The following is an 18,007-nucleotide window of genomic DNA, read 5'->3' on the forward strand; positions in this document are numbered from 1 at the left end:
CTCCCTCCGGGAGAGGGGCCGGGGGTGAGGGCAGTTGGCCCCTGCAGGGACTTGAACCAGAGCACCCAACAAAAAAGCCCCGACCAGGTCGGGGCTTCTCTTGAATCATCTCAAGGGCTCAGTCGATCACCGCCCGGCCCTTGGGCTGCGCCTCGGCGCCGCGCAAGCTGGGCAGGGACGCCAGGTAACGCTGGCCCTTTTCGGCGTCGTACATGCCTTCCCACTTGACGATCACCAGCACCGCCAGGGCGTTGCCGATCACGTTGAGGGCGGTGCGGGCCATATCCATGATGCGGTCGACACCGGCGATGAAGGCCAGGCCTTCAAGGGGGATGCCGACGCTGCCCAGGGTGGCCAGCAGCACCACGAAGGACACGCCCGGCACACCGGCGATGCCCTTGGAGGTGACCATCAGGGTCAGCACCAGCAGGATCTGCTGGCTGAGGGAGAGGTCGATGCCGTAGAGCTGGGCGATGAAGATGGCGGCGATGCTCTGGTAGAGGGTCGAGCCATCGAGGTTGAAGGAGTAGCCGGTGGGGACCACGAAGCTGCTGATGGCCCGCGGCGCGCCGTAGGCTTCCATCTTTTCGATGATGCGCGGCAGCACGGTCTCGGAGCTGGCGGTGGAGTAGGCGAGGATCAGCTCGTCCTTGAAGATGCGCATCAGCTTGGTGATGGAGAAACCGAACAGGCGTGCCACCAGCCCCAGCACCATGAAGGCGAAGAAGGCGATGGCGAAGTAGACCAGCACCACCAGCTTGGCCAGCGGCAGCAGGGAGGCGAAGCCGAAATTGGCCACTGTCACCGCGATCAGCGCGAATACGCCGATGGGGGCGTAGGCCATGATCATGTGGGTGACCTTGAACATGGTCTCGGACACGCCCTGGAACACCTTCACCACGGGCTCGCGGGTTTCCGCCGGCAGGCTCGACAGGCCGAGGCCGAACATCACCGAGAAGAAGATGATCGGCAGCATCTCGCCACGGGCCACGGCGGCGAAGATGTTGGAGGGGATCAGGTTGAGCAGCGTGGAGATCAGCGCGTGGTCGTGCTGCACTTCCTGGGCGGTCTGCTGGTACTTGGAGATGTCCACCGTACCCAGGGTGCTCATGTCGATGCCAGTGCCCGGCTGGAAGAAGTTGGCCAGCACCAGGCCGACCACGATCGCCACCGTGGTGATGATTTCGAAGTAGACGATGGTCTTGAAGCCGATGCGGCCGAGCTTCTTGGCGTCGCCCACGCCGGCGATGCCGACCACCAGCGAGGCGATGACGATCGGGATGACGATCATCTTGATCAGGCGGATGAAGATGTCACCGGCCGGTTGCAGGACGTTGGCGATCCACCAGGCCTTTTCGGCGCTGAAGTGGTTGAGCAGGGCGCCAATGGCGATACCCAGCACGAGCCCGATGAGAATCTGCCATGCGAGGCTCAGTCTGGCCTTGGTCATAGTCGTCACCCTCTGATTTCTTGTGGAAGTCGGGAGCGCGGTTGCGTCCGGGATGGCCGGGCGATCCGCAAAAGGGGCGACATGATTCATAGGGAGCTAATGATCGTCTAATGCCGTAACCGCCTACCCCATGCCTGATCGGCATAATGAAAGCCGGATGGAACCATGGTTCCAGAGCCATCCCTATAGCGATTCCGGCATGGGCAGTGTCCCTGAAGGGGCGGCGGCAAAGTGGATGGACGCCATCCAGGCTGTCTGGTTCCGGCCCGGTCGGGCACCTGATCCCTGGATAGAAGGAGAGCGGCAATGAAGAAGGTACTGGTTTCTCTATGACTCGATGTACGGTCATATCGAGCGCATGGCGGAATCAGTGGCGGAGGGAGCGCGCAGCGTTCCCGGCGTGGAAGCGATCATCCACGGGAAGAAACCTTTCACGCTGCCCACCGGGAGCTGGATGGCGTCCAGCTCCCGGTAGCAGCTCGCCTGACCCGGCCCGCATGCGCGGAGGTAACCCCTCTACCCCTGGGTCGTGCCGCTCCTGACGACGCGGGACAACCCGGCCCCTTGGCCCGTGGGCCCATCGCTGGGCCCCGCTTCCATGATTTCCCGGTGCCAGTTCGGGTCCGCCTCGAACGGCTCGTCGAGCATGCGCCGGACCTCTCCATCCGGCTCGCCGAGCCAGCGGCAACTGGCGTGTCGACCAGGCGACCCGGCGGATGGCGATCCATCCGCCACCCGCACATAGAGTGCCCGGACGTCGTCCTTGTTCCAGCCGAAGGCAACATGGGGCGGCCCGGCCGCGGCCCCGGTCCAGGCTATCCGCGCGCCTCCTTAACCGGATCGGCGGCCCATGATGAAGGACACCACGAACAGCACCAGGAAGATGATGAAGAGGATCTTCGCGATGCCCGCGGCGGTCCCGGCTATGCCGCCAAAGCCCAGCACGGCGGCGACGATGGCGATGACCAGGAAAGTAAGTGCCCAGCTCAACATGGCATGTCTCCTTCTGTTTCTGGTTTTTCAGCCCAGCGGCGTACCGGCTGTGCCCGGACCACCGGCACGGCGATCGTCGCCGTGCCGGTGGGTGTTGCGAACCTGTCGAGAGCGCCACGCAGCCGGGCGGGGCCGCGCAGCAGGTTGGTCAGAGAACTCGACATGGCACTGCTCCTCCACCTTTCTCAGAACACCCAGCGCGGCCGATTGGCGCTAGCGACCCTGGCGCGCTCACTCACTTCGTGCAGCGGGCCGTCGGCCCGCACCGGCGGGGCCGAGCTGCTCTGCTCATGGACGGGAACCTGGAGCGGCGTCGGCTGGATTCGCTCACGCAATTGGTATTCGGCGAGCAGTCCGAGCAGCACGACCAGGCCAACCAGCAGGATCGTGAACAGTCTGGATGAGTGCGGTTGGAAACCTTTCATCTCGAGCCCTCCACCGGCGCGTAGCGGCCAGTCCCGGATCTTCGAGTGCACTGCCCATGCCACTCGGGTCCGAAAGAAAAAACCCCTTGAATTCAGTTGGTTGCAATAGCCATCCGCCCTGGCCGCACAGCACTTTGCACGATCCGGGGACAATCACCCGGGCAATCTGCACGCCTGCAAAAGGCCAGGAACATCCCTGTTCCGGGCGGAGTGGTCCTGGGGTGCGCAGCGGTCACAAGAGGAAAAAGACCATTGCGACTTCAGGTACAAGGAATGTCGCAAGGCCTGTGCCAGGCTTCTCGGCATTGGAGTTTCCTTACAGATCATTCGGTTAGTCTGTTTCCAGGAACTTCCTACACTTGCATGCTGCAAGGCTTGTAGGAAAACCGCGTGCAACTTGCACGATATTTCTTGGACTAACTTTCTATGACTCGGAAATGGAGTGAGAGCATGGAACAGGTAACCGAGAACCAGGGACGAATCCTGCTGGTGGACGACGAAGCCGCCATCCTGCGCACCTTCCGCTACTGCCTGGAGGATGAGGGTTACAGTGTCGCCACCGCCGGTAGCGCGGCCCAGGCCGACGCGATACTGCAGCGGCAGGTGTTCGACCTGTGCTTCCTCGACCTGCGCCTGGGCGAGGACAACGGCCTCGACGTGCTCGCGCAGATGCGCGTACAGGCGCCCTGGATGCGGGTGGTGATCGTCACTGCGCATTCAGCGGTGGATACCGCAGTGGACGCCATGCAGGCCGGCGCGGCCGATTACCTGGTCAAGCCCTGCAGTCCGGACCAGTTGCGCATGGCCGCGGCGAAACAGCTGGAAGTGCGCCAGCTCACCGCCCGCCTGGAGGCCCTGGAGGGTGAGGTGCGCCGCGGCGGCGAAGGCCTGGATTCCCACAGCCCGGCCATGATGGCGGTGCTGGAAACCGCCCGGCAGGTTGCCGGCACCGATGCCAACATCCTCATCCTCGGCGAGTCCGGCACCGGCAAGGGCGAGCTGGCCCGCGCCATCCATGGCTGGAGCAAGCGGGCGAAGAAGTCCTGCGTCACCATCAACTGTCCCTCGCTTTCCGCCGAACTGATGGAGAGCGAACTGTTCGGGCACAACCGCGGGGCCTTCACCGGCGCCAGCGAGAGCACCCTGGGCCGGGTCAGCCAGGCCGACGGCGGCACCCTGTTCCTCGACGAAATCGGCGACTTCCCCCTGAGCCTGCAGCCCAAGCTGCTGCGTTTCATCCAGGACAAGGAATACGAGCGGGTGGGCGACCCGGTGACCCGGCGTGCCGATGTGCGCATCCTCGCCGCGACCAACCAGGACCTGGACGAGATGGTCCGCGAGGGGCGCTTTCGCGAAGACCTGCTCTACCGCATCAACGTGATCGCCCTGAACCTGCCACCGCTACGGGAACGCCACGACGACATCCTCGACCTCGCCGAGCACTTCCTGGCCCGCTTCGTCAGCGATTACGGGCGGCCCGCGCGCGCCTTCAGTGAAGATGCGACCGCGGCGCTGCTGGGCTACCGCTGGCCGGGCAACGTACGGGAACTGCGCAATGTGATCGAACGCGCCAGCATCATCTGCAGCCAGGAGCTGGTCGAAGTCAGCCACCTGGGACTGGGCGAAACGCCCGCCACCAACGCGCCCCAGGTAGGCGGACCGCTGAGCCTGGAAGAACTCGAGCGGGCGCACATCGCCGGGGTACTGGCCAGTAGCGAAACCCTGGACCAGGCGGCCAGGACCCTCGGCATCGACGCCTCCACCCTGTACCGCAAACGCAAGCTCTACGGGCTCTGAACGGGATGGCGGCCATGCGGTTGCGCACACGGCTGTTCCTCAGTATCTCCGCGCTGATCACGGTGGCCCTGGTGGGCGTGCTGCTGGGACTGGTCAGCGTGATGCAGATGGACGGCTCCCGGGAGCGGCTGCTCAACCAGTCCTTCGCCACCATCGACATCAGCCTGCGCCTGCGCCAGCACCTGGGCGACCAGATGGTCAACCTGATGGGCCCGGAGCTGGACATGCCAGCCCTGGAAGTCTCCCAGCGCGGGTTCCGCGCGGCACTGGAAGAAGGCCTGAACTCAGCGGGGGATGCCGAAACCCGCGCGCATCTCGAGAAGATCGCCACGGCCTACCAGGCCTTCCTCGACCTGGTGCACCAGCCCCCCAGCCTGCGCTGGAGCCTGCTGGACGACAAGGACTTCAGCCAGGCCCTGGAGAACCTGCGCATCCACATGGGGGAGCTGCAGGGGCATTCCCTGTCGGTGGTGGAGGATGCGGAAGGAACGGCCCGCGCCCGCGCCCGGCTGATCGCCGGCCTGATCGGACTGGTTGGCGTGGCGGTACTGCTGGTCGGCTTCATCACCGCCCAGGGCATCGCCCGGCGCTTCGGCGGCCCCATGGATGCGCTGGCCAAGGCAGCCAGCCAGATCGGCCAGGGGGATTTCAAGGTGACCCTGCCATTGTCGCCGGTCAATGAGATGGCCACGCTGATCCGCAGCTTCGGCCTGATGGCCGAAAGCCTGCGCCAGCTCAAGGAAACCGATATCGAGAAGCTGCTGGCCGAGCAGCAACGGCTGCGGGCGGTGCTCGACAGCATCGACGACGGCCTGCTGATCCTCGATCGCCAGGGCCGCGTGCAACACGTCAATCCGGTGGCCCAGCGACAGCTGTCCTGGGAGGAGCTGCCCAGCGGCCAGCCGCTGTCGCGCGCCCTTGGCCACCCGGAGCTGGAGACGCTGGCGCAACAGGTCCTGCGCGGCGAGCCGCTGGAGGACGAACCCGCGGACCTGGTGGTGGAGGCCAATGGCGTGCAGCGTCTGCTGAGCTGGTGGCTGACGCCGGTGGTACTGGACGAGGGCCGCCTGCTGGGCGGCGTGATGGTCTTGCGCGACGTCACCGAGGCCCGCAACTTCGAGCGGGTACGCAACGAGTTCGTACTGCGCGCATCCCACGAATTGCGCACGCCGGTGACCGGCATGCAGATGGCCTTCGGCCTGCTCAATGAACGCCTGCGCTTCGATCCCGAGAGCCGCGAAGGCGACCTGCTGAAGACCGTGGACGAGGAAATGCAGCGGCTGGTGCGGCTGATCAACGACCTGCTGGATTTCTCCCGCTACCAGAGCGGCGTGCAAGAGCTGGAGCGCGAGCCCTGCGACATCGAGGAGCTGCTGGCGCAGCTACGCCAGCGCTACACCGCCCATGCTACCGAGCGGGGCATCGAGATCGAGCTGGAACTGCAGCCGCCCCTGCCACAGGTGAAGCTGGACCGCCTGCAGATCGAGCGGGTGCTGGACAACCTGGTGGGCAACGCCATCCGCCACAGCCCGGACGGCGGCCATATCCGCCTGCAGGCCCGGCTCCACGGCGAACGAGTGTTGCTGAGCATCGCCGACGAGGGCGAGGGCGTGCCCTACAGCCAACAGGTGCGGATCTTCGAACCCTTCGTCCAGATCGGCCATCGCAAGGGCGGCGCCGGACTTGGCCTGGCCCTGTGCAAGGAGATCGTGCAGCTCCATGGCGGGCGTATCGGCCTGTATTCCCAGCCGGGGCAGGGGGCGCAGTTCTATATGACCTTGCCGGTGTGATGCCGGGATAGGCCAGGACCTTCCTTGTGGGGGCGAATTCATTCGCCAAGCAGGCCTAAGGTCTGCCCTGCAAGGCATCAGGGGCAGCTGCGCTGCCCTTGGCGAATGAATTCGCCCCCACAGAAAAGAAGTCCGTGCAGCGGGCAGATCCGGGGCTCGATCTTCAGTGCCGCATCCCGTTCAGCACCAGCAGCAGGGCGGCGGTCTCGGCGTCCGGCTGGCCGTCGTAGAGGCGCTGGCGGTACTTCATCTGGAAGGCGGCGATGACATTGCGCGTGGCCTTGTCCAGCACGCCGCTCTGCGGCGTGGTGTAGCCCTGGCGCGCCAGCTGTTGCTGGAACCAGCCGACCGTGGGTGGAGCCTGGGCGAAACGCGCCTGTGCGCGAGCCACGGCACCGGCATCGGGCCAAGGCACCAGGCCGGCGTCGGCGAGCCGTTTCCAGGGGAAGAGGGGACCCGGATCGACCTTGCGCTGGGGGGCGATGTCGCTGTGGCCGATGATGCTGCCCAGCGGCAGGTTGTGGCGCTGGACGATGTCCTTCAGCAGCAGGATCAGGGCGTCGATCTGTTCCTGGGTGAACGGCTGGTAGACCCGCCCGCCAGGACCGTCCCGATAGCCGTCGTTGACCAGTTCGATGCCGATGGTGCTGGCGTTCAGCCAGGTGCGTCCCTGCCATTCGCTCTCCCCGGCGTGCCAGGCACGGCGGGTCTCATCCACCAGGCGGTAGATCTTCGCCGGGTCGTCACCGATCAGGTAATGGCTGCTGACGCCGTCGCGGGTCAGCAGGCGCAGCGAGCTCTCCGCATCGGTGGAGGTGTAGTGCAGCACCACGTACTGCACGCGGCTGCTCTGGCTCGCCGAGCGGTGGCTGTCGTCGATGCGCAGGCCACCGGCGCAGCCGCCGAGGAAGAGGAGGGCGAGTCCGAGGAACAGGTTCTTCATGGGTTCAGGTGGAGGACGCTTTGCAGGTTGTCGAGCAGCATGTCGACGCTGAGCATGATCAGCAGCATGCCGGTCAGGCGTTCCACGGCCATCAGGCCGCGGTCACCGAGGAAGCGTTGCAGGAAGGCGGCCTGCAGCAGGATCAGCGCGGTGCAGGCCCAGGCCAGAAGGACCGCGACATAGAGTTCCCAGAGTGCCCCCTGGTGGGTATTGCGCAAGGTCATCAGGACCGCCAGCGCCGAGGGGCCGGCCACCGCCGGGGTGGCCAGCGGCACCAGCATGGGTTCGCCGCCGGGCAGGTCGCCGAGTACGCCCTCCGGGCGCGGGAAGATCAGCCGCAGGGCGATGATGAACAGGATGATGCCGCCGGCGATGGCGATGGACTCGCGGGACAGGCCCAGGCCGCTGAGGATCTTGTCGCCAAAGGTGAGGAACAGCAGGAGCAGGGCGAGGGCGAACAGCAGCTCGCGCAGGGCCACCCGCAGGCGCCGCTCCGGAGTCACTCCCTTGAGCGCGGCGATGAAGATGGCGATGTTGCCGAAAGGGTCGGTGACCAGAAAGATCAGGACGGCAATGCCTAGGATTTCCATGAGGTGCTCCCCTCAACCAATGGGCAGAAGTGTAATGGCCGGCGGCCTTGGCGTCTGCGCGCAGGCGCGGAGGAGGGCGGCGAACCCGTTACAGATTCTTCCTACGGCACCGGACCGGAAAGGGGCGCGGATTATACGCAGCTGATTGCGCGGGGCCAGCACGGCAATCGGACATGGGGCCTCCGGGCCGGGATGAACGGCGAGGTGAACCAATTCGGCTGCAGATAATGTTGTAGGGACGGGACAGCCCCCCGCCGAGGAAGACCACCATGCGCCGCGCGCTGCTCTGGTTGAAGCAGGATCTCAGGCTCGACGATCACCCGGCGCTCCAGGCGGCGGTTCAGGCTGATCGCCTGTTGCCCTTGTATGTCTTCGATCCGGCCCTGCTCCGTCCATCGCCCCTGGGCCCCCGCCGGCTGGGCGTGCACCGCGCGCGCTTTCTCCTGGAAAGCCTGGCCGCTCTTGACGCGGGCCTGCGCCAGCACGGTTCGCGGCTGCTCGTAGTAAAGGGCGATGCCGAGCAGGTGATCCCCGCGCTGGTGGAGCACCTGGATCTGGACGAGGTTTTCACGCTGGAAGAGATGGCGCCCTACGAGCGCCTCGAGATACGTCGCGTCCGCCAGGCCCTGGGCGTGCCACTGGCCGAACTCCAGGGCAACAATCTGCTGCGCGAGGACGAACTGCCACGGCCGCTGAACGACCTGCCATCGGTCTTCAACCAGTTCCGCGAACTGGTGGACGAGCGCCTGCATGTATTCCAGCCACGCCCGGTGCCTCACGTCCTTCCGCCATTGCCGAGCGGCGCGGCAGCGCTGATGGAGGCCTTGCCGACACTGTCCCGGCTGGGCCTGGGCGAACCCCTGGGCGTACCGACCACGGCCTTCCCCTTCGCCGGGGGTGAACCCGCGGCGCTGGCCCGACTGCGCGACTACCTGTGGGAAACCCAGGGCGTGCGCCAGTACCAGGAAACCCGCAATGGCATGATCGGCAGCGAGTACTCCTCCAAGCTCTCGCCCTGGCTGGCCAACGGCAGCCTTTCGCCACGCCGGGTAGCGGCCGAACTGCACCGCCTGGAAGGCCAGCATGGCCGCAGCGATTCCACTCAGCAGCTGTGGTTGGAGCTGCTCTGGCGCGAATTCTTCCGCTGGACCCTGCTGCGCTATGGCAGTGCCCTGTTCCGCGCGGACGGCCTCAAGGCCACCGCACGGGCCCCGCGCAATCTCGACGAGCGCTATCTGCACTGGTGCAATGGGCGCACCGGCATGCCGCTGGTGGACGCCAACATGCGCGAACTGGTGATGACCGGCTGGATGTCCAGCCGCGGCCGCCAGGTGGTGGCCACCTATCTGGTGAACGACCTGCAACAGGATTGGCGCTACGGCGCGGCCTGGTTCGAGGAACACCTGCTGGACTACGACCCGGGGAGCAACTGGGGCAACTGGGCATACCTGGCCGGCGTCGCGTGCAACCCACGCCGTGCGCGAGCCTTCAACGTCCTGCGCCAGGCCCGCCAATATGATCCGGACGCCACCTACGTCAGCCTCTGGCTACCGGAGCTGCGCGGCCTGCCGGTGGAACAGCGGCACACGCCCTTCATGCTCAGCGAGCTGCAGTTCGCCGGGCTGGATTACCCGCGCCTGGAAAACATCCCGGACAACTGGAAGCCCTATATCCCGAGCGCAGCCTGAACCGCTCTAGCCGGGCTGAGCCACGCCCTGCGGGTCGGGCTCGCCGCGCCCGGCCGCAGCTTGCGGCGCGGCCAGTTCGACGCGGTTGCGCCCCTGGTGCTTGGCCCGGTACAGGGCCTGGTCGGCACGCTGGAAAGCGGCGTCGCCGGGCTCCTCGGCGAGCATGGGGGTGAGTCCGGCGGAAAGGGTGATAGCGACCCGCTCACCCTTGAAGTGAAAGGGACAGGCTTCGATCCCCGCACGCAGGTTCTCCAACAGTTGCTCACCACCTTCGATGGGGGTGGAAGGTAGCAGCAGGACGAACTCCTCACCGCCGAAACGGGCGATGAAATCGGTCTTGCGCAGGCGCCTGCCGAGCTCGCCGGCGATGATCTTCAGCACCTTGTCCCCGGCCAGGTGGCCGAAGCTGTCGTTGACCCGCTTGAAGTGATCGATGTCGATCACCGCCAGGAGCAGCTCGCCGCCATGGCGTTGCTGCCGGGCCCGCTCGATTTCCAGCCTCTCGTTCCACGCGGCGCGATTGGGCAATCCGGTGAGCGGATCCTGCAGGGCCTTCTGGCGCTGGGCCTCAAGGCTATCCTGGAAGCCCTTGGCCTCTTCTTCCATGGCCGCCACTCGCGTCATCAGCGTCTGCAGGCGCTCGCCGACTTGCCGTTCGCGGACGGAACGTCGTTGCTGGTAACGCTCCAGGGTGGCGAGCAGGCCGTCGAGGCGCTGCTCCAGACCCAGCCGCAAGTCGTCGAGGTCGGTGGCGTCCTGCACGCTGGCTTGCAGATCACTGACCTGCTCACGCAACTGGTCGTCCAGGGCCCGGGCGCTGTCCCGTGACTCGGCATGGCCGGCCTGGGCCGCGCCGAGGTGCTCGATGAAGAGCGCCAGCCGCTGGTTGAGCGCCTTCAGGTAAACGGCGAACTGGCGCTGGCCGTTATCGCTCACCGCCAGCACCAGCACGCCCAGGTCATCCAGCACCGGCACCAGTTCGTACCAGTTGAGTCCGCCCGCCAGGCGCTGGCGCAGCGAGTCGGCCTGGGGCCGGTGGTATTCGGGCAGATCCAGCTCGTCCAGCAGCGAACGCAGGCTGTCGGCCACATGGGGTGCGATGGCGCTGTAGCCGGGCTCGGGCGCGGCGGGCAGGGCGTAGGCGGGGTCGCCTTCGCCGGTGATCAGGGAAGCCGCCAGGGGCAGGCTGTCGAGGACGCTGGCGGACAGGGTGTGAGTCCGCGCAGGACGGGACCTGGCGGGCTCGGAAAGGGGCGACTCGAGCAGGGGAGCGGGCTCGGCGGCGACGATCGGAGCGGGCGCGACCGGCGGCATGGGTGGCGCTTCGGCAGGGGCCCCATCATGGCCGGCACCGAACAGGCGCTGCAGCAATCCCGGCTTGGCCACCGCCGCCTCGTCATTGGACAGGGACTGCAGGGCCTGGCCCTGAAGCACACCCAGTTCGGCCAGCAGCGCCGGCAGCTCCCTGGATTGGCGCGCTCGCTCGTCGATGCGTTTGGCGAACTGCTTGAGGCCCTTGCGCACGTCCCGCGGCAAATCGATATCGAGCAGGCGACCGGCAAGGCCGGCGAGGGCGCTGACGATTTGCTCCACGCGCTGCTGGCGGCGATGCTCCGAATCCAGCACGGCCTTCTCCAGGCGCGGGATCAACGCCGCGAGTCCGGCGTCGATCTGCTCGCCGCGAATGATCTCGCGCAGCTCCTGCATGCACTGGTCGACGGCCTTGTCGGAACCCTCGGCCGCCAGGGAGCTGCGCACCAGGCCCCGGCGCAGCAGGTCGAGGCGGGCGTCCCAGCGCTTTTCGAGCTTCTCCTGCTGCTCGAGGCTTTCCAGGTACTTGGCCTTCCAGCGCTGGGCGTCTTCGCTCATGCAGTGATTCCGCGCTGGGGTTCACTGATGGCCGGGGGCAGGTTGGCGCGCAGGGCAGCGGGCAGGCGGATATCCACCGCCACCGGCAGGTGGTCGGAGATGGGCTGGCTGAGCACGGCCACCCGCTCCAGGGTCAGGCTGGGGCTCAGCAGGATGTGGTCGAGGCAGCGCTGCGGCCGCCAGCTGGGGAAGGTGGCCTCGACCTGGGGCGCCAGCAGGCCGAGGTCGCGCAGGGGCGAGCGCTCCAGCAGGTCGTTGGCATGGGTGTTCATGTCTCCCATCAGCACCACATGGCTGTAGCTGCCGACCAGCTCGCGGATGTAGGCCAGCTGGCGGGTACGGGTACGGGCGCCGAGGGAGAGGTGCATCATCACCACGGCCAGCGCATCGCGCCCCTTGCCGAAGCGCATCAGGATCGCACCACGGCCGGGCGGGCCGGGCAGCGGGTGGTCTTCCAGGAGGCTGGGCTGCAGGCGACTGAGCAGGCCGTTGCTGTGCTGGGCGAGACGCCCGAGATTGCGGTTGAGCTGCTGGTACCAGTAGGGAAAGTCGCCGAGTTGGGCGAGGTGCTCGACCTGGTTGACGAAGCCGGAGCGGATGCTGCCACCGTCAGCCTCCTGCAGGGCGACCAGGTCGTAGTCGCCGAGCAGGTCGCCGATGCGCTGGAGGTTCCCGGCGCGGCCCGTGTGCGGCAGCAGGTGCTGCCAGCCACGGGTCAGATAGTGGTGGTAACGCTCGGTGCTGATGCCGACCTGGATGTTGAAGCTGAGCAGGCGCAGGCGACCATCGGCGGGCAGCCCGCCCTTGTCGCCATTGGGGTTCACCCGTGCAGCGCACGAGCTGGCCGCCCGTTCACTCACCCAGCGTCTCAGCATCGGGCGAATGCGCCGCTTATTTCGCGGCGCGCTCCTTCTCTATCAGGTGCTCGGCCACCTTGAGGGTCTGCTCCGGGCCACCCGAGGAACTGATGTCGAAGCGGTACTTGCCATTGACCACCAGGGTCGGTACGCCGGTGATCTGGTAGGCCATGGCCAGTTTCTTGGCCTTCTCCATCTGGCTCTTCACGCCGAAGGAGTTGTAGGCCTTGAGGAAGGCGTCCCTGTCCACGCCCTGGGTGGCGAGGAACTCGGCCATTTCTTCCGGGGTAGCCAGCTTCTTGCCTTCCTTGTGGATGGCGTCGAACACGGCTTTGTGCACCTGCTGCTCGACCTTCATGCTCTCCAGGGCGATGAACAGCTGGCCGTGGACATTCCACAGGCCGCCGAACATGGCGGGAATACGTACGAAGTTCACGTCTTCAGGCAGCTTCTCGGCCCAGGGGTTGAGCGTAGGCTCGAACTGGTAGCAGTGCGGGCAACCGTACCAGAACAGCTCCACCACCTCGATCTTGCCGGGTACGGACACCGGAACCGGGCTGTTCAGCTCGACGTACTGCTTGCCGGCCTCGATGTCGTCAGCCTGGACCGCGCCCATGCCCAACAGGCTGGCGCCGGCAAGAACGGCGGAAAGGATCAGGTTACGCATGCTTCACTCCTTGACGGGTAATGGCGCCGCGACGGCCATGATTCGACCTGTGGCGAAGCGGCGGGTTCCGGCCATTGTAGCGGGCCTGGGAACGAAAAAGGGTGGCCTGGGCCACCCTTGTTCAGCTTCCGGACAACGGACCTCAGTGCAGGCCCTGGATGTAGCTGGAAACCGCTTCGATGTCCTTGTTGCTCAGCTTGGCGGCAATGCCGCGCATCATCTGGGCGTCGCCATCGTTGGTGCGATTGCCTTCGCGGAAATCGGTGAGCTGCTTGGCCACGTACTGGGCATGCTGGCCGCCCAGGTGCGGGAAGCCGGCAGCCGCATTGCCGGAGCCGTCAGGGGAGTGGCAGCCGGTGCAGGCAGGCATGCCCTGGTCCAGCTTGCCGCCGCGGAACAGCGCTTCGCCACGCTCGACCAGTTTCGGGTCGGCGGCGCCGACGCTGCCCTTCTGGCTGGCGAAGTAGGCGGCGATGTCGGCCATGTCCTGGTCGCTGACGTTGTTCAGCAGGCCGGTCATCTCCAGCACGGTACGGTTACCGGCCTTGATGTCCTTCATCTGCTTGAGCAGGTAGCGCTCGCCCTGGCCAGCCAGTTTCGGGAAGTTCGGGGCGGCACTGTTGCCATCCGGACCATGGCAGGCGCCGCAAACTGCGGCTTTGGCCTGGCCAGCCTTGGCGTCGCCGGCGGCGTGGGCCATGCCGGTGATGCCCAGGGTCAACAGCAGACTCACGATTACTTTGTTCATCAGCTAATCCAACTACGGCTAAAGGGTAAAGGTGTTATGCACCGGGCTACTTTATTGGCTCATCCACTGGATGACGGCCTTGTAGTCCTCGGCACTGCAATCCATGCACATTCCTTTCGGCGGCATGGCGTTCAAACCATTGGTGACGCTCTGCACCAGAGTGTCCATGCCCTTGGCCAGGCGCGGTTCCCAGGCAGCCTTGTCGCCTTTCTTCGGCGCCATCGGCAGCTGGCCATTGTGACAAGCACCGCAGGCCCGGTTGAAAATCGCTTCCGGATCCTGGGCAGCCTGCGCGAAGAAGGGCATCGCAGCAAGGCTCGCGACGAGCAGTATTTTTTTCATGATCACCTCATCGGGAGGGCATCGCCGCGCGTTCTGGAGTGCGTCGGTCTCTGCCGTGGACACTAGACCCTGGGGGATAAAGCGCACACTAAATCCGCGGCATTATATACTGGCGCTGCTTAAACGGAAACGAAACCGCCCGCTGCGACACCGAGTCGCACCCCTGGACGCCGCATGTCATTCAAGAACCCGATCCTCGGCCTGTGCCAACAGGCCCGCTTCCTCATCAGTGCCGCCAAGGTCGACCAGTGCCCGCCGGATACCGGCCTGGAAGTGGCCTTCGCCGGGCGTTCCAACGCCGGCAAGTCGAGCGCGCTGAACACCCTGACCCATGCCAACCTGGCTCGCACCTCCAAGACCCCGGGACGCACCCAGTTGCTGAACTTCTTCTCCCTGGATGAAGAACGCCGCCTGGTGGACCTGCCGGGCTACGGCTACGCCAAGGTGCCGATCCCCCTCAAGCAGCACTGGCAGCACCACCTGGAGGCCTACCTCAGCAGCCGCGAGAGCCTCGCGGGCCTGGTGCTGCTGATGGACATCCGCCATCCGCTGACCGATTTCGACCGCCTGATGCTGGACTGGTCCAGCGCCGGCAACATGCCCCTGCACATCCTGCTGACCAAGGCCGACAAGCTGGCCTTCGGCGCGGCGAAGAATGCCCTGCTCAAGGTGCGCCAGGAAATCCGCAAGGGTTGGGGCGACGGCGTGAGCATCCAGCTGTTCTCGGCGCCCAAGCGCCAGGGCATAGAGGAAGCCCATGCCGTGCTGGCCCACTGGCTGCAACTGGACCATGAAGAAGGCGAGGCCGAAGCCTGAGTTCCGGGCAAAAAAAACCCCGGACTTCGTATGGGGAGGGGGAAGTTCGGGGTCTAAGTCTGAACCGCTAGGGCGGGGTTCAGATATCTGCCAACACTAAACACAGCAAAAGGAGCATCGAAAGGCTTACCAGCCATTCAGTTGTGTGACTCCCCTGCCCCGCAGAAAGTTCAGACCGACATTCAAAACAGTTTGTTCTCATAAATATAAATATTATTCGATAAAGAACTAAGCATCTGTATCACATCCGATGCAGATGCCCAGCCCGAAGGCGCACTCAGTGCGCCTCGTCCCAGTTGTCACCCACGCCCACTTCCACCACCAGCGGCACATCCAGATCGGCGGCGCCGCTCATGAGCGGGCGAATCTGCTCGGACACCTGCTCCACCAGGTCCTCGCGCACCTCCAGCACCAGTTCGTCGTGCACCTGGAGGATGACGCGGACGTCCAGGCCGCTCGCCTGCAGCCAGTCGTCCACGGCCACCATGGCGCGCTTCATGATGTCCGCCGCGGTGCCCTGCATCGGCGCGTTGATCGCGGTGCGCTCGGCGCCCTTGCGCATGGCCTGGTTCTTCGAGTGGATTTCCGGCAGGTACAGGCGGCGGCCGAACAGGGTTTCGACGAAGCCCTGCTGCGCGGCCTGCTCGCGGGTGCGTTCCATATAGGCCAGCACGCCGGGGTAACGGGCGAAATAGCGGTCGATGTAGGCCTGGGCCTCCTTGCGCTCGACGCCGATCTGCTTGGCCAGGCCGAAGGCGCTCATGCCGTAGATCAGGCCGAAGTTGATCGCCTTGGCGCTGCGGCGCTGGTTGGCGCTGACTTCGTCCAGGGGTACGCCGAAGACCTCGGCGGCGGTGGCGCGGTGCACGTCGCGGTCGTGGCGGAAGGCATCCAGCAGGCCTTCATCCTTGGCCAGGTGGGCCATGATGCGCAGTTCGATCTGCGAGTAGTCCGCCGCCAGCAGCTTGTAGCCCTTGGGCGCGACGAAAGCCTGGCGGATACGCCGGCCCTCGGCGGTGCGGATCGGGATGTTCTGCAGGTTCGGGTCGGTGGACGACAGGCGCCCGGTGGCCGCCACCGCCTGGTGGTAGGAGGTGTGGATGCGTCCGGTGCGCGGGTTGATCTGCTCCGGCAGCTTGTCGGTGTAGGTGCTCTTGAGCTTGCTCAGGGTGCGGTACTGCATGATCACCTTGGGCAGCTCGTAGTCCTGCTCGGCCAGGTCGGCGAGCACGTTCTCGGCCGTGGAGGGCTGGCCGGTCGCGGTCTTGGCCAGCACCGGCAGACCGAGCTTTTCGTAGAGGATGGCGCCCAGTTGCTTGGGCGAGCCGAGGTTGAACTCCTGCCCGGCCAGGTCATAGGCCTGGCGCTCCAGCGCCACCATTTTCTCGCCCAGCTCCAGGCTCTGCTGGCCCAGCAGCTTGCCGTCGACGAAGGCGCCGTTGCGCTCGATGCGCGCCAGCACCGGCACCAGGGGCATCTCGATTTCCTTCAGCACCTTGGCCAGGGAGGGGATGGCTTCCAGCTTCTGCCACAGGGTCTGGTGCAGGCGCAGGGTGACGTCGGCATCCTCCGCTGCGTAGGGGCCGGCCTGCTCGATGGCGATCTGGTCGAAGGTCAGCTGCTTGGCGCCTTTCCCGGCGATGTCCTCGAAACGTATGGTGCTGTGCCCCAGGTACTTGAGGGCCAGGCTATCCATGTCGTGGCGAGTGGCGGTGGCATCGAGCACATAGGATTCGAGCATGGTGTCGAAGGCGATGCCCTGCACGGCGATGGGCGTCGAGGCATTGGCCAGGACGTTCATATCGTATTTGGCGTGCTGGCCGACCTTGGCCTTCTTCGGGTCCTCCAGCAGGGGCTTCAGGGCCTTGAGCACGGCATCGCGGTCCAGTTGCCGGGGCACCCCCATGTAGCTGTGGGCCAGGGGCACATAGGCCGCCTCGCCGGCCTCCACCGCGAAGGACACGCCCACCACCTGCGCCTGCTGGGCGTCGATGCTGGTGGTCTCGGTGTCGAAGGCGAACAGCGCGGCGGCTTCCAGCTTCTTCAGCCAGGCATCGAACTGCGCCTGTTCCAGGACGATGTCATAGCGTGCCTCGGCCTCGGCAGGCGCGGCCTCGGCCAGTTCCAGCTGCTCGCCGTCGGACTTGGCCTGGCGCTGCAGTTCGTCCAGCCAGCTCTTGAACTCCAGGGTGCGATACAGCTCGGCCAGGGCCTCGCGGTCCGGCTCGCCGGGATGCAGGGAATCGATCTCGACGTTCAGCTCGACATCACACTTGATGGTGGCCAGCTTGTAGGACAGGTAGGCCATGTCCTTGTGTTCCTCGAGCTTGGCCGGCAAGCCCTTGGCGCCACGGATCGGCAGCGCCGGCACCTTGTCCAGGCTGGCGTAGAGCACATCCAGGCCACCATTCACGCCGGTGAGCAGGCCGAGGGCGGTCTTTTCGCCGACGCCGGGCACACCGGGGATGTTGTCCACCTTGTCCCCCATCAGGGCCAGGTAGTCGATGATCAGTTCAGGACCGACACCGAATTTCTCCTTCACGCCATCCACGTCCAGCGTGCTACCGGTCATGGTGTTGACCAGCGTAATGTGCCCGTCGACCAACTGCGCCATGTCCTTGTCGCCGGTGGAGATCACCACCGGACGGCCGCCCGCCGCGCTCTGCCGGGCCAGGGTGCCGATCACGTCGTCGGCCTCCACCCCTTCCACGCACAAGAGCGGCAGGCCGAGGGCGCGCACGCTGGCGTGCAGCGGTTCGACCTGTACCCGCAATTCGTCCGGCATCGAGGGGCGATTGGCCTTGTACTCGGCGAACATCTCGTCGCGGAAGGTGCCGCCCTTGGCGTCGAAGACCACCGCGAAGGGGCTGTCCGGGTATTGCCGGCGCAGGCTTTTCAGCATGTTCAGCACGCCCTTGACGGCGCCCGTGGGCAGGCCGGCGGAGGTGGTCAGCGGCGGCAGGGCATGGAAGGCTCGATACAGATAGGAGGATCCGTCCACCAGGACGAGGGGGGCTTGGCTCATGCGTGAA

At 65.8% G+C, this 18,007-nt stretch carries 17 protein-coding genes and 1 pseudogene; 5 read left to right on the forward strand and 13 right to left on the reverse strand.

The annotated features are described in order from the left end of the window. Window positions 1-118: 118 nt before the first annotated feature. A complete protein-coding gene (gene gltP / locus ACFPU0_RS10905) occupies window positions 119-1,450 on the reverse strand; it encodes a glutamate/aspartate:proton symporter GltP (RefSeq protein WP_377692990.1) in 1,332 nt (443 codons plus the stop codon). Window positions 1,451-1,756: 306 nt separating this feature from the next. Between gltP and ACFPU0_RS10910 the strand changes: the two are divergent. After that, window positions 1,757-1,892, forward strand: a pseudogene (locus tag ACFPU0_RS10910) (NAD(P)H:quinone oxidoreductase); the annotation flags it as partial. Window positions 1,893-1,966: 74 nt separating this feature from the next. Here the strand turns inward: ACFPU0_RS10910 and ACFPU0_RS10915 are convergent. From ACFPU0_RS10915 to ACFPU0_RS10930, 4 genes are read right to left on the reverse strand one after another with little or no spacing between them, the layout of a single operon-like run. Beyond that, the gene (locus ACFPU0_RS10915; RefSeq protein ID WP_377693072.1) at window positions 1,967-2,269 is read right to left on the reverse strand and encodes an Ivy family c-type lysozyme inhibitor; all 303 of its coding nucleotides are present in this window, start codon (window positions 2,267-2,269) and stop codon (window positions 1,967-1,969) included. 12 nt (window positions 2,270-2,281) lie between these two features. Further along, window positions 2,282-2,443: a DUF1328 domain-containing protein gene (locus ACFPU0_RS10920; protein ID WP_377692992.1), complete on the reverse strand. Its 162-nt coding sequence runs from the start codon at window positions 2,441-2,443 to the stop codon at window positions 2,282-2,284. Then, the gene (locus tag ACFPU0_RS10925; protein ID WP_377692993.1) at window positions 2,437-2,607 is read right to left on the reverse strand and encodes a hypothetical protein; all 171 of its coding nucleotides are present in this window, start codon (window positions 2,605-2,607) and stop codon (window positions 2,437-2,439) included. The genes ACFPU0_RS10920 and ACFPU0_RS10925 overlap by 7 nt, the downstream gene beginning before the upstream one ends. A 21-nt stretch (window positions 2,608-2,628) precedes the next feature. Further along, complete coding sequence (locus tag ACFPU0_RS10930) at window positions 2,629-2,868, reverse strand: hypothetical protein (RefSeq protein WP_377692994.1); 240 nt, start codon at window positions 2,866-2,868, stop codon at window positions 2,629-2,631. Between the two features lie 450 nt (window positions 2,869-3,318). Here ACFPU0_RS10930 and algB point away from each other — a divergent pair, with 450 nt between their 5' ends. Together algB and ACFPU0_RS10940 are read left to right on the forward strand one after the other, a co-directional pair. Then, complete coding sequence (gene algB / locus ACFPU0_RS10935; RefSeq protein ID WP_377692995.1) at window positions 3,319-4,665, forward strand: sigma-54-dependent response regulator transcription factor AlgB; 1,347 nt, start codon at window positions 3,319-3,321, stop codon at window positions 4,663-4,665. 14 nt (window positions 4,666-4,679) lie between these two features. Next, window positions 4,680-6,455: a KinB sensor domain-containing domain gene (locus ACFPU0_RS10940; protein ID WP_377692996.1), complete on the forward strand. Its 1,776-nt coding sequence runs from the start codon at window positions 4,680-4,682 to the stop codon at window positions 6,453-6,455. Window positions 6,456-6,618: 163 nt separating this feature from the next. On the opposite strand, the gene ACFPU0_RS10945 is transcribed toward ACFPU0_RS10940, so the two are convergent. Continuing rightward, window positions 6,619-7,398, reverse strand: a complete 780-nt coding sequence (locus tag ACFPU0_RS10945; RefSeq protein WP_377692997.1) for an N-acetylmuramoyl-L-alanine amidase — start codon at window positions 7,396-7,398, stop codon at window positions 6,619-6,621. Next, window positions 7,395-7,988 (reverse strand): MarC family protein, encoded by a 594-nt coding sequence (locus ACFPU0_RS10950; RefSeq protein ID WP_377692998.1) that lies wholly within the window; start codon window positions 7,986-7,988, stop codon window positions 7,395-7,397. The genes ACFPU0_RS10945 and ACFPU0_RS10950 overlap by 4 nt, the downstream gene beginning before the upstream one ends. A 269-nt stretch (window positions 7,989-8,257) precedes the next feature. On the opposite strand from ACFPU0_RS10950, the gene ACFPU0_RS10955 reads away from it, so the two are divergent. Next, window positions 8,258-9,676, forward strand: a complete 1,419-nt coding sequence (locus tag ACFPU0_RS10955; RefSeq protein WP_377692999.1) for a DASH family cryptochrome — start codon at window positions 8,258-8,260, stop codon at window positions 9,674-9,676. A 6-nt stretch (window positions 9,677-9,682) separates the two neighbouring features. On the opposite strand, the gene ACFPU0_RS10960 is transcribed toward ACFPU0_RS10955, so the two are convergent. From ACFPU0_RS10960 to ACFPU0_RS10980, 5 genes are all read right to left on the reverse strand, one after another. After that, a complete protein-coding gene (locus ACFPU0_RS10960) occupies window positions 9,683-11,545 on the reverse strand; it encodes a GGDEF domain-containing protein (protein WP_377693000.1) in 1,863 nt (620 codons plus the stop codon). After that, a complete protein-coding gene (locus ACFPU0_RS10965; protein ID WP_377693001.1) occupies window positions 11,542-12,420 on the reverse strand; it encodes an endonuclease/exonuclease/phosphatase family protein in 879 nt (292 codons plus the stop codon). The genes ACFPU0_RS10960 and ACFPU0_RS10965 overlap by 4 nt, the downstream gene beginning before the upstream one ends. Window positions 12,421-12,436: 16 nt before the next feature. Further along, a complete protein-coding gene (locus ACFPU0_RS10970) occupies window positions 12,437-13,069 on the reverse strand; it encodes a thiol:disulfide interchange protein DsbA/DsbL (RefSeq protein ID WP_377693002.1) in 633 nt (210 codons plus the stop codon). A gap of 142 nt (window positions 13,070-13,211) precedes the next feature. After that, window positions 13,212-13,817: a c-type cytochrome gene (locus ACFPU0_RS10975; protein WP_377693003.1), complete on the reverse strand. Its 606-nt coding sequence runs from the start codon at window positions 13,815-13,817 to the stop codon at window positions 13,212-13,214. 51 nt (window positions 13,818-13,868) lie between these two features. Continuing rightward, window positions 13,869-14,159, reverse strand: coding sequence for a c-type cytochrome (locus ACFPU0_RS10980; protein WP_377693004.1), 291 nt, complete (start codon window positions 14,157-14,159; stop codon window positions 13,869-13,871). A 174-nt stretch (window positions 14,160-14,333) separates the two neighbouring features. Between ACFPU0_RS10980 and yihA the strand changes: the two genes are divergently transcribed. Next, window positions 14,334-14,975: a ribosome biogenesis GTP-binding protein YihA/YsxC gene (gene yihA, locus ACFPU0_RS10985; RefSeq protein WP_377693005.1), complete on the forward strand. Its 642-nt coding sequence runs from the start codon at window positions 14,334-14,336 to the stop codon at window positions 14,973-14,975. Window positions 14,976-15,252: 277 nt separating this feature from the next. Here yihA and polA read toward each other — a convergent pair whose 3' ends face one another. Then, on the reverse strand, window positions 15,253-18,000 hold the full coding sequence (gene polA, locus ACFPU0_RS10990; RefSeq protein WP_377693006.1) for a DNA polymerase I: 2,748 nt from the start codon (window positions 17,998-18,000) through the stop codon (window positions 15,253-15,255). Window positions 18,001-18,007: the final 7 nt, after the last annotated feature.

The organism is Pseudomonas sp. GCM10022186, assembly GCF_042656385.1.
GTDB lineage: Bacteria > Pseudomonadota > Gammaproteobacteria > Pseudomonadales > Pseudomonadaceae > Metapseudomonas.